This is a genomic window from Stieleria sp., assembly GCF_041595215.1.
Classification (GTDB): domain Bacteria; phylum Planctomycetota; class Planctomycetia; order Pirellulales; family Pirellulaceae; genus Stieleria; species Stieleria magnilauensis.
In genome coordinates this window covers 1-9,724 of sequence record NZ_JBFHKV010000204.1, presented here as the reverse complement: position 1 = coordinate 9,724, position 9,724 = coordinate 1, and the positions used below count along the sequence as shown (strand labels likewise).

Annotated in this window: 9 protein-coding genes and 1 pseudogene; 8 read left to right on the top strand and 2 right to left on the bottom strand. The window is 57.7% G+C overall.

The window, feature by feature from the left end; all coding sequences use genetic code 11:
• The 7 genes and pseudogenes from ABX749_RS10395 to pncA all read left to right on the top strand — a co-directional run.
• A pseudogene (locus ABX749_RS10395) lies at positions 1-318 on the top strand (EF-hand domain-containing protein); the annotation flags it as partial.
• A 272-nt stretch (positions 319-590) separates the two neighbouring features.
• Positions 591-1,157, top strand: coding sequence for a carboxymuconolactone decarboxylase family protein (locus ABX749_RS10390; RefSeq protein WP_372895920.1), 567 nt, complete (start codon positions 591-593; stop codon positions 1,155-1,157).
• 176 nt (positions 1,158-1,333) lie between these two features.
• Positions 1,334-2,020 (top strand): haloacid dehalogenase type II, encoded by a 687-nt coding sequence (locus ABX749_RS10385; protein WP_372895919.1) that lies wholly within the window; start codon positions 1,334-1,336, stop codon positions 2,018-2,020.
• Positions 2,021-2,260: 240 nt separating this feature from the next.
• Positions 2,261-2,593, top strand: a complete 333-nt coding sequence (locus ABX749_RS10380) for a zinc ribbon domain-containing protein YjdM (protein ID WP_372895918.1) — start codon at positions 2,261-2,263, stop codon at positions 2,591-2,593.
• A gap of 48 nt (positions 2,594-2,641) precedes the next feature.
• Positions 2,642-4,120 (top strand): nicotinate phosphoribosyltransferase, encoded by a 1,479-nt coding sequence (locus ABX749_RS10375; protein ID WP_372895917.1) that lies wholly within the window; start codon positions 2,642-2,644, stop codon positions 4,118-4,120.
• Positions 4,117-4,806 carry an NUDIX domain-containing protein gene (locus ABX749_RS10370; RefSeq protein WP_372895916.1) on the top strand — a complete coding sequence of 230 codons (690 nt, stop codon included), beginning with the start codon at positions 4,117-4,119 and terminating at the stop codon, positions 4,804-4,806. The genes ABX749_RS10375 and ABX749_RS10370 overlap by 4 nt, the downstream gene beginning before the upstream one ends.
• 25 nt (positions 4,807-4,831) lie before the next feature.
• The gene (pncA, locus tag ABX749_RS10365) at positions 4,832-5,434 is read left to right on the top strand and encodes a bifunctional nicotinamidase/pyrazinamidase (protein ID WP_372895915.1); all 603 of its coding nucleotides are present in this window, start codon (positions 4,832-4,834) and stop codon (positions 5,432-5,434) included.
• Between the two features lie 379 nt (positions 5,435-5,813).
• Here the strand turns inward: pncA and ABX749_RS10360 are convergent, their stop codons facing one another.
• Together ABX749_RS10360 and ABX749_RS10355 are read right to left on the bottom strand one after the other, a co-directional pair.
• Positions 5,814-6,563 (bottom strand): energy transducer TonB, encoded by a 750-nt coding sequence (locus tag ABX749_RS10360; protein WP_372895914.1) that lies wholly within the window; start codon positions 6,561-6,563, stop codon positions 5,814-5,816.
• Positions 6,560-6,763 carry a hemin uptake protein HemP gene (locus ABX749_RS10355; protein WP_372895913.1) on the bottom strand — a complete coding sequence of 68 codons (204 nt, stop codon included), beginning with the start codon at positions 6,761-6,763 and terminating at the stop codon, positions 6,560-6,562. The genes ABX749_RS10360 and ABX749_RS10355 overlap by 4 nt, the downstream gene beginning before the upstream one ends.
• A gap of 358 nt (positions 6,764-7,121) precedes the next feature.
• Here ABX749_RS10355 and ABX749_RS10350 point away from each other — a divergent pair, with 358 nt between their 5' ends.
• On the top strand, positions 7,122-9,440 hold the full coding sequence (locus tag ABX749_RS10350; protein WP_372895912.1) for a TonB-dependent receptor: 2,319 nt from the start codon (positions 7,122-7,124) through the stop codon (positions 9,438-9,440).
• Positions 9,441-9,724 lie beyond the last annotated feature (284 nt).

Here is a 9,724-nt window from a genome sequence, read left to right as displayed (position 1 = left end):
CCGCCTCCACAGGGCGGCAACTTTGGTCGCGAAAACCAGCAAGCCCTCAACCCACTACCGCAAGACGGTGGCCCTCAAGGCCCGCCGCCACAACCCGGCCAAGTTTTACCCGAACCGATCGCGCACTCGCTGAACCTGAACGACAAACAAACGCGCCAACTGACTGCGTTGCAAGCCGACGTCGACAAGCGTCTCGCCGCAATCCTGAATGACGAACAAGAAGAGCAACTAAAGAACTCCGGACCGCCGCGCGGGCCCGACCGCGCCGGCGATGATCCTGGAAACCGTGCCAACGGTCGGCCCCAACGTCCACTGTGATTGGTTACCTCTCGCATTGAAACTGCACCCCAGTGGGACGCAGAACCAGTCGAGATGCGATCGGAATGATCGCAGTCCCGGAAAGCGTGCTCCTGTGATAAGGCATGAGAGGTGTGTACGCAGACCGTCTCTGCCGCGGATTGTCCGCCAAGCGAAGCGGTTGATTGCCATTTTCGTGCTCGCGGTGGCGGACGGAAAAGCCGAGAAACCATTCACAACACATCACGACTTCCAAAACGGTACGAATGGTCAACTCAAAACGAGGAATCACGATGGCAGACTTCACGATTCACACGATCGAAACCGCCGGCGAAAGCAAGCCACTTCTGGAAAAGAGTAAAAAGACATACGGGTTTGTGCCCAATCTGCACGCCGTCATGGCGGAATCTCCGGCGCTTCTGGAGGCCTACCGATCGGTCGCGGAAATTTTCGACACCAAGACCAACCTGTCCCACACCGAGCGACAGATCATTGCAATGACCAACAATCGGCTGAACGGTTGCACCTATTGCATGGCCGCGCACACGACGATCATGCAAGGGTTGAACGTGCCCGACGATGTGATCCAGTCGCTTCGAGATGGCACTCCGATTGCCGATCCGAAACTGGAAGCCCTACGCGTCTTTGCCGAGACGGTCAACGTCAAGCGTGGCTGGGTCGACGACAGCGAGATCGAAGCGTTGTTGGCGGCTGGATACACCAAACAAACGGTCTTTGACGTGATTGTCGGAACAGCGTTCAAGGTGCTGTCCAACTACACCAACCACGTGGCCGAGACGCCACTGGACAAGCCTTTCGCAAAAAACGAGTGGAGCGCGGAAGCTCAACCGGCGAGCTAAAACCGTCCCCGAAGTCGATGGCCTTTGAAAAGTTTTGCCCCAACAGGAAAGACGCGATGAATCGCATCACCACTGCCCTTGTACTCACCTCGTTCTTCGCGGCACTGTTTATCGCTGCGGCCAGTGCACAAGAGGGCAACCCAACGGCCCAACACGCTGAACCGTCAAAACACGCTATGCCAGCACCGAAAGTCATCATCTTCGACGTCAATGAAACGCTGCTCAGTCTTGATCCGCTGAAGACGTCGGTCGGAGAAGCACTCGGCGGACGCGAAGACCTGTTGCCGCTCTGGTTCTCCACGATGCTTCACTACTCGCTGGTGGAAACGCTCAGCGACCAATACCACAGCTTCGGCGAAATCGGAACGGCGGCATTGATGATGGTTGCAGAAACGCAGGGCATCACGCTGGATGTCGACGAAGCGAAGCAATCCATCGTCACACCGCTGCGTGCTCTGCCGCCTCACCCGGACGTCGTGGAAGGACTGAAGGCACTCCAGGCCAAGGGTTTTCAAATTGTCAGTTTGACCAATTCATCGTCCATCGGGGTTGAAACCCAATTCAAAAACGCCGGACTGACAGAGTTCTTTGAGAACCGCTATAGCGTCGACAGCGTCAAAAAGTTCAAGCCGCACCCAGCCACCTACCAGATGGTCTTGGACGATCTGGGTGTCGAGCCGGAAGAAGTCCTGATGGTTGCCGCACACGCGTGGGATTTGGCGGGAGCCCAAAACGTTGGCTTGCAGACCGCGTTCGTCAAACGCCCCGGAAAGACGCTGTATCCGAACGTGCCCAAACCCGACTACGTTGTCAGCGACTTACTGGAACTCGCAAAGATGCTCTCGAGAAAAGATTCACGCTAGTCACTTCGACGTGATTGATTCCTTAAACGAGTCTCCGTTCGTTTTCATCCACTTCACCGGTGCCGTGACGGCCTGTCGATTGAATCGATGTTCCGAAGTCTACGCAGTGACACAAGGCACGCCGCGTGAGCGAGGGGCGCCGCCTGCCCCTTGTTCACGCGTGCGGGCTTGTCTTCCCAAGCCGGCACAAATCGGCATAATCGTCGCTCCAATTTCATTGAACGACTCGGTGACCCCTAGATGAGCGATTTACCCAACTGCCCGCAATGCGACGGCGAATACACCTACGAAGACGGGCCGCTGCTCGTCTGTCCTACCTGTGGCCATGAATGGTCGCCGGCCGATGAGGCTGCCGCGGCAGACAATGACGCGACACGCGATGCCAACGGAAACGTGCTTGAAAACGGCGATTCCGTGATCGTCATCAAGGACTTGAAATTCAGGGGCGGAGTCGTCAAGGGTGGCACCAAAGTCAAGAACATCCGGATCGTCGACGGCGATCACGACATCGATTGCAAGGTCGATGGGATCGGGGCGATGTCACTGAAATCCGAATTCGTCAAAAAAGCGTGACTTCCTTGCCCTCTTAGTGTATACTTAACACTAAGAGGACAAAGGAAAATGAACGCATCATCGAATTCGCTGGCGTTGCTGACCGACTTGTACGAACTGACGATGGCCTATGGCTATTGGAAATGCGGTAAAGCGGAGCAGTCCGCCGCGTTTCATCTGTTCTTCCGCAAAAGCCCGTTTCAAGGCGGGTACGCGATTGCCGCCGGTCTGGAACCGGTGCTGGATTTTTTGCGCTCGTTTCGATTTGAAGCCGAAGACATCGCGTACCTGGCAACGATACTCGGCAATGACGGTCGGCCCCTTTTCGACGCGGACTTCTTGCAGTACCTCGCCGAACTCGAACTGACGTTGGATCTGGATGCGATCCCGGAAGGCACGGTTGTTTTTCCGCACGAACCGCTGCTGAGGGTTTGCGGGCCGATCTTGCAATGTCAGTTGATCGAGACGGCGATGCTGAACATGATCAATTTCCAGTCGCTGATCGCAACCAAAGCATCTCGCGTGGTGATGGCAGCCCAAGGAGACGCCGTGCTTGAATTCGGGTTGCGGCGGGCCCAGGGAATCGATGGTGGTCTGGCGGCCAGTCGCGCGGCATACATCGGCGGTTGCGCCGCAACATCGAATGTGTTGGCCGGCAAACGGTTCGGGATACCGGTCAAAGGGACCCACGCGCACAGCTGGGTGATGTCATTCGACAGCGAACCGGAATCCTTTGCCGCCTACGCCGACGCGATGCCGAACAACTGCGTGTTTCTGGTGGACACGTACGACACGCTACAGGGGGTTCGCCATGCGGTCGAAGTAGGGCAGCGGCTTCGCGATGCGGGCCATCGGATGGTCGGGATCCGACTGGATTCCGGGGACTTGGCATGGTTGAGCATCGAGGCTCGAAAGATTCTCAATGCGGCTGGATTCCCGGATGCGGTGATTGTCGCCAGCAATGACTTGGACGAACGGTTGATTCAAAGCCTAAAGTTTCAAGGCGCTGCGATCACGGTCTGGGGCGTCGGAACCAAGTTGGTCACCGCTTACGAGCAGCCCGCCCTGGGTGGCGTCTACAAACTCGGCGCGATCAAAGACGAATCCGAGCAATGGCAGCCGCGCATTAAAGTCTCTGAACAATTGATCAAGACATCGACGCCAGGGATCCAGCAAGTGCGTCGCTACGTGGGCAGCGATGGCATGGCAATCGCCGACATGATTTACAACGAACTTCAGCCGTTGCCGGAAACTTGCGTCGCGGTCGATTTCCAGGATCCCACCCATCGAAGTCAGTTCGACACGACGGTTGCGTTCGAAGACTTGCTCAAGCCGATGATCCGGCGAGGCGACTTTGTCGGCCGATCGATCCCACTGGACGAGATTCGCAACCGTGCGCTCGCACAGTTACAGCAATTCGATCGCACGATTCTGCGGCTTGACCATCCCCACCGCTATCGTGTCGGACTTGAAGAAGCCCTGCATGACTTGAAGGCTGAAATGGTGCTCGAATCCAGGCAACGCAGCAAAGCGGGGGATGCGGCATGACGTCGACGTACGAGTTCCCAAGGCCCGCGTTGACCGTGGACTGCGTCGTCTTTGGACTCGATGAACCCGACTTAAAGGTCTTGCTGATTCGACGTGAATTGGAACCTTATCGAGGAAAATGGGCACTGCCGGGTGGTTTCGTCCATGTCGACGAATCGCTGGACGATGCCGCCAAACGAGAGCTAAGAGAAGAAACGGGGCTCGAAAAAGTCTTTCTGGAACAGCTTTACACGTACGGTGATGTGGATCGCGATCCGCGCGAACGCGTGGTCACAGTTGCGTACTATGCACTGGTCAGGCTTTCGGATCACCGTGTCGTCGCGGCGACGGACGCCCGCGATGCGGCATGGTTTGGCGTGCACGATGTTCCACGGCTCGCGTTCGACCACGACCGCATTTTGAACGCCGCCTACCAACGGCTTCAAAACAAGGTGCGATACGAACCGATCGGTTTTGAACTGCTGCCGAGAAAGTTTACGTTGAGGCAATTACAGCGACTTTACGAGATCATTTTGGACCGCTCACTCGACAAACGAAACTTCCGGAAAAAGATCCTGGGCATGGATGTGCTTGAAGAGCTTGATGAGGTGGAGACCGATGTGGCGCATCGAGCCGCACGGTTGTACCGATTCAATCAAAAACGTTATCGCGAGATGGTCAAACAGGGAGTGAACTTTGAAATCTGACACCACCACAAAAGATCACAGGGCATTGTTGCTGGTTGATCTGCAGAATGATTTTGTCCAAGGCGGAGCACTGGAGGTACCGGGCGGATTGGAGGTGATCGAAGTGGCCAACACGTTGATCCCCAAATTTTCTTGGGTGGTTGCGACGCAGGACTGGCACCCCGCCGATCACCAGAGTTTCGCCAGCCAACACGCCGGACTGGCCATCGGAGATCAGTTCTTGCTGGAGGGAATTCCGCAAGTTGCTTGGCCGGATCACTGTATCGAACACACACACGGTGCGGAGTTTGTCTCAGCGTTGGATCAGGATCGGATTGATCACGTGGTTCGCAAGGGAACTCAACGGCTGATTGATAGTTACAGCGCGTTCTATGACAACGGACACCAGCATTCGACTGGCCTGGCGGACGACTTGCGTCGTCACGACATTGAGCACGTGATCGCAATGGGATTGGCCACCGATTACTGCGTTCGAGCCACGGTGTTGGATGCGATCAGCGAAGGCTTTCGCGTGACTTTAGTCGTCAATGGCTGTCGCGGCGTCGAAATGCAACCCGGTGACAGCGAACGAGCCCTCGCAGAAATGCGAGACGCGGGCGCTGAACTGGTCCGCAGTGACGAACTTTGAGATTGACGCAAGTGAAGTTTCGGCAGCCGCCGCACAGCAAAACCAACTCGGTTTTCAGAACCCCATCAACACGGGGCTAGAAGGTCGGCTACCCGGTCCGAGACACGCTCCCTAGTGCTTTGTAAAAGCGAGTTTGAGGCCTAGCAGAACTCACAAACATTGCCCACCGATGGCAGCGTGAACCCACGGATGACAGGGTGCAAAAAAAATCCGTGGGTTCGCGTTGCTATCCGTGGGCCAGAGAATCGTTTCGTCGTTCCGCAAGTTACAGCCTGACCCGTTTCAGCTCAACCGACGCAACCCCAACATTGAATTGAGCCAGAGCACAGGCAGCAAGAAACCGACGACAACGTGGGACGTCGATACCGGTGCCGGATGCTCACAACCGGAACCGCACCGGCAAGACCTCTTCCGAAGCGATCGCGCGGCCGAAGCGTCGGGCCGGTTGGCCTTTCCATCGTCTCACCGCCTCGACGGCCGCTTGATCGAGCGAACCGTGGCCGCTTGATTCGATGATTTCGACGTCGGTGACTTTGCCATCGGTGTCCACTCGCAACCGCAACAACACCGTGCCTTCGAGTCGGTTGCGGGCCGCATCGAGTGGGTACTGCGGCGGCGGATTGGACGAGAAATCAACAGGCGTCTCGGGTGACAATCCGACCGGTTGGGGAATCGGAATCGCATCGATCGCCGGCGGCGCGACGTCTCGAACCAATCGGCGGGGCGGACGTGCCGGTACCACCGTGTCAATCGTGGGCAACGTCGCCGCTTCGATGGCTTGACGCTCAAACGCCGCGTCGGCTTGCGAACGAAACTCGGGGAAGTCCGGGGGAGGGAGAAGCCGACTGGTCCTGCTGGTTTCAAACGGCGAAGCTTTCGCCGTGTCTTCTGATCGATCCGGAGGCGACTGTTCCCAGGCCGCGAGCGGTTGGATCGTCGGCAGTGGAAGAATCTGTGCAGGAAAATCGAGGGCAGTCGGGCTGGCAACGCTCAATTCGATCGCGACGACCTGTTGTTGTCCCGCAGACCTGAATCGCTCGGTTGCCGCCATCGGAACCACGCACAACACTGCAGCACCGATCGCATGAAGGAACAGGGAGATCAGTGTGGAGCGGACGGGAAAACTCATTTGCACAAGTATAACTTTCCCGCCGAAGTTCGTCGAAGGCGGTACATCAACTCGCCATGCTCGATCCAGATCTCGGCGCGGCCACGAAACAGATCTTGGGAGGCGATGATCAACGGAGACGCGTTCGGTGATGGGGTGGGACCGTGCTCTGCCGGCGGGTCGGCCATACGGTCGTCGGGTTCGTCATGGGATTGCTGCATCCAAATTCCCTTTTGCAGATCACATGCCAATCCGGATCCGACGTGCGTTTCTGGGCGTCTTGATGCCGAATCCGGTCAGAAACGGCCGGTTTTTGTGGCTCGGCACGTGTCGGTTTGACCGCAAACGCGGGCACCGCTGGCGGATTTCCCACCGGCGCCGGCGGACTTTCCATCGTCATGTTCTGCCTAACCGGTCCGCATCGTTCGCGTCGCGTTGACTTTGACGGCACCCTCGGCCACCCCGAAAGCGATTGAATCGAATACGCCGATGACAACCTATGGATCAGTTTGAACGGAAATGCCGACCTAGCATTGTCGCCACGGGAGCATTCTCGTTCTGAGATGGATGTACTACATCGTGAAACACCAAATCATTGTTGCCTTGGCGCTCGTTCCCGCTCTCGGGATCGGTCTGTGGCAGACGCGTTTGTCGGGCCAAGAACCCACGCTGCCAGAAATCGAGGTGCGGCCGCCGGCGACCGATCAGGCCCCGCCGGTTGGGCAATCTGACATCGAAACCTCTGGCATCGAAACGCCATTTTCCGGGCAGGATTCGACAACTGGCGCGATCGATCCGACGCCGCAACCGAGCGCTGCGTCTCAGAATGCTTCGTTCCCTTCGCTCACCGAGCAGCTGTTCGGCGGCACGATGAGCAACCCGACCGGACTCAATAGCGTCTTCCGCGGCGAGAGTGATCTGTTCGAAACGCCTCGCCTGGGAACCATCGTCGACCGCGACGAACTCGACCGTCGACAAGCATCGACGGTCTATCGAGCGTTGCAGAACGAAGTCGGCGTGATGTTGCAACAAACCGGCAACGGGCAACTGTCGCCGTTCATCCGTGGCCTGACCGGGCAACAGATCTTGATTTTGGTCGACGGCATCCGGATGAACACCAGCATTTTGCGTCCGGGACCGAACCAGTACGCGGCAACGATCGACCCCGGCTCGATCGATCGCATCGAAGTCATTCGGGGCGCCGAATCAGCACTCTGGGGCAGCGATGCCATCGGCGGCGTGATCAATTTCGTCACACGCAGCGCCGATCCGTTGCGCGGCGACTATGCGAGTCCCCACTTCAGCCAATTCTACAGCACCGCCGAAGCCTCATCGTACACGCGAACCGGATTCAGCGGCTGGTATGGGGCGACGGGATTCACCGGAGGCGTATCGTACTTGGACGTCGGTCAATTAGATCGCGGTGGCGACCTGGGGCGACAACCTGGCACCGACTACCAACAGTACGCCGGAGACTTGAAACTGCAACGTATGCTGACGGAGAATCACCTGTTGACCGTCGCAATGCAGCACTTCGAACAAGAGGACTTGAAACGCAGCGATCGCTACTTGCCGTTTGTGCTCGGTCCGGCCAGCGACGGAAGCGTGCCGACGCAGCGACCGACCGTCTTCGATCCGCAGCAACGCGACTTGTTGTACGGGCGTTTGGAAGGCTTGCTGCCAGAGGATGCTGTTCTCGCGGACCTGTATTCCGTCACGCTCTCGGGAATGCGAACCAAAGAAGCATCCGTCGTCGATCGCTATTCCGGCAACGACCCGGCCGCCGTCGTAACGCGTCGTGAAATCGGCGAGTTCGATGATTGGGGATGGGGGACGACGCTTTCGTTCGTCAAAGACATGCACGACTACGGCAAGCTGACCTACGGGACCGATTACTACAGCGAGTCGATTGATGCCAAACGCGTGGAAATCAACAACCCGAACTCGCCCGGTGCGACGCCGTCGGTCACCGATCCGCAATATCCCAATGACTCCGAAGCCGATCGGGTTGGCGTCTACGCATCGTGGCACGTGGCGTTGACCGATCGGCTCGATGCCACGACGTCGCTGCGGTATGAGAACATCAACGTCTCGGCCACGCCGAACTTTGACACAATCGGCCCGACCTACTTTGAACGGTCTTATCAAGACTGGATCGCGAGCGTCGGATTGGGGTACAAGTTGACCGATGAAGTTCGACTGGTCGGCGGCTACTACGAAGGCTTTCGGGCGCCGACGATCGACGATCTGACGGCCAACAAAACGTTCCTGCAAAACAACCAATCGACGCCGCTGGTCGGCAATCTGGACGTCGAACCCGAACACAGCAAGACGTATGAAGTCGGGTTGAAGTTCAATGACGACCGATTGCGACTCCAACTGACCGAGTTTTGGACGGATTTCGACAGTTTCATCAACCGCGAAACGATCGGCGGATCACGTTTCCTGACCAATCAAGAAGCGTACATCCATGGAACCGAATTGGCCGGCGAATACGTGCTCACCCGCAACCTGGCCCTGTATGGAAACTTCTACTACACCTACGGCACGATCACGAGCAACGATGATCCGATTTCGCGGATCCCGCCGATGCAAGGAAGCTTGGGACTGCGACTGACCGAACCGTGTCGCCGATCGTACGTCGATGTCTATACCTGGATGGTCGATCGCGCCGATCGCTACAGCGAATCAAACTTGAGCGATGTTCGGTTCATCGCCGGCGGCACCCCCGGATACGCGACGTTGAATGTCCGCATGGGGCGCTCCTTCGGAACAGCCAATCAGCACCAGGTCTCGTTGTCGCTGGAGAATCTCACCGACAAGTACTATCGCGTGCTCGGCAGCGGAGTGGACGGTGCGGGATTCAACGCCGTGTTCGGTTATCAATACACGTTGTAACCGCACTCGTTGGTGTCCAGCCTTCAGGCGCATCCCCACGCGCTGCGAAGCAGCAAGACGGAGCGGCTAAAGCCTGCACACCAGCAACGTTGGTGTCCAGCCTTCAGGCGCATCCCCACGCGCTGCGAAGCAGCAAGACGGGGCGGCTCAAGCCTGCACACCAGCAACGTTGGTGTCCAGCCTTGAGGCGCATCCCCACGCGCTGCGAAGCAGCAAGACGGAGCGGCTAAAGCCTGCACACCAGCAACGTTGGTGTCCAGCCTTCAGGCGCATCCCCACGCGCT

Bases quoted from the DNA above. Each gene is read 5' to 3' on its own strand.
- ABX749_RS10390 (WP_372895920.1), top strand. From the start codon at position 591: ATGGCAGACTTCACGATTCACACGATCGAAACCGCCGGCGAAAGCAAG.
- ABX749_RS10385 (WP_372895919.1), top strand. From the start codon at position 1,334: ATGCCAGCACCGAAAGTCATCATCTTCGACGTCAATGAAACGCTGCTC.
- ABX749_RS10380 (WP_372895918.1), top strand. From the start codon at position 2,261: ATGAGCGATTTACCCAACTGCCCGCAATGCGACGGCGAATACACCTAC.
- ABX749_RS10375 (WP_372895917.1), top strand. From the start codon at position 2,642: ATGAACGCATCATCGAATTCGCTGGCGTTGCTGACCGACTTGTACGAA.
- ABX749_RS10370 (WP_372895916.1), top strand. From the start codon at position 4,117: ATGACGTCGACGTACGAGTTCCCAAGGCCCGCGTTGACCGTGGACTGC.
- ABX749_RS10360 (WP_372895914.1), bottom strand. From the start codon at position 6,563: ATGAGTTTTCCCGTCCGCTCCACACTGATCTCCCTGTTCCTTCATGCG.
- ABX749_RS10355 (WP_372895913.1), bottom strand. From the start codon at position 6,763: ATGCAGCAATCCCATGACGAACCCGACGACCGTATGGCCGACCCGCCG.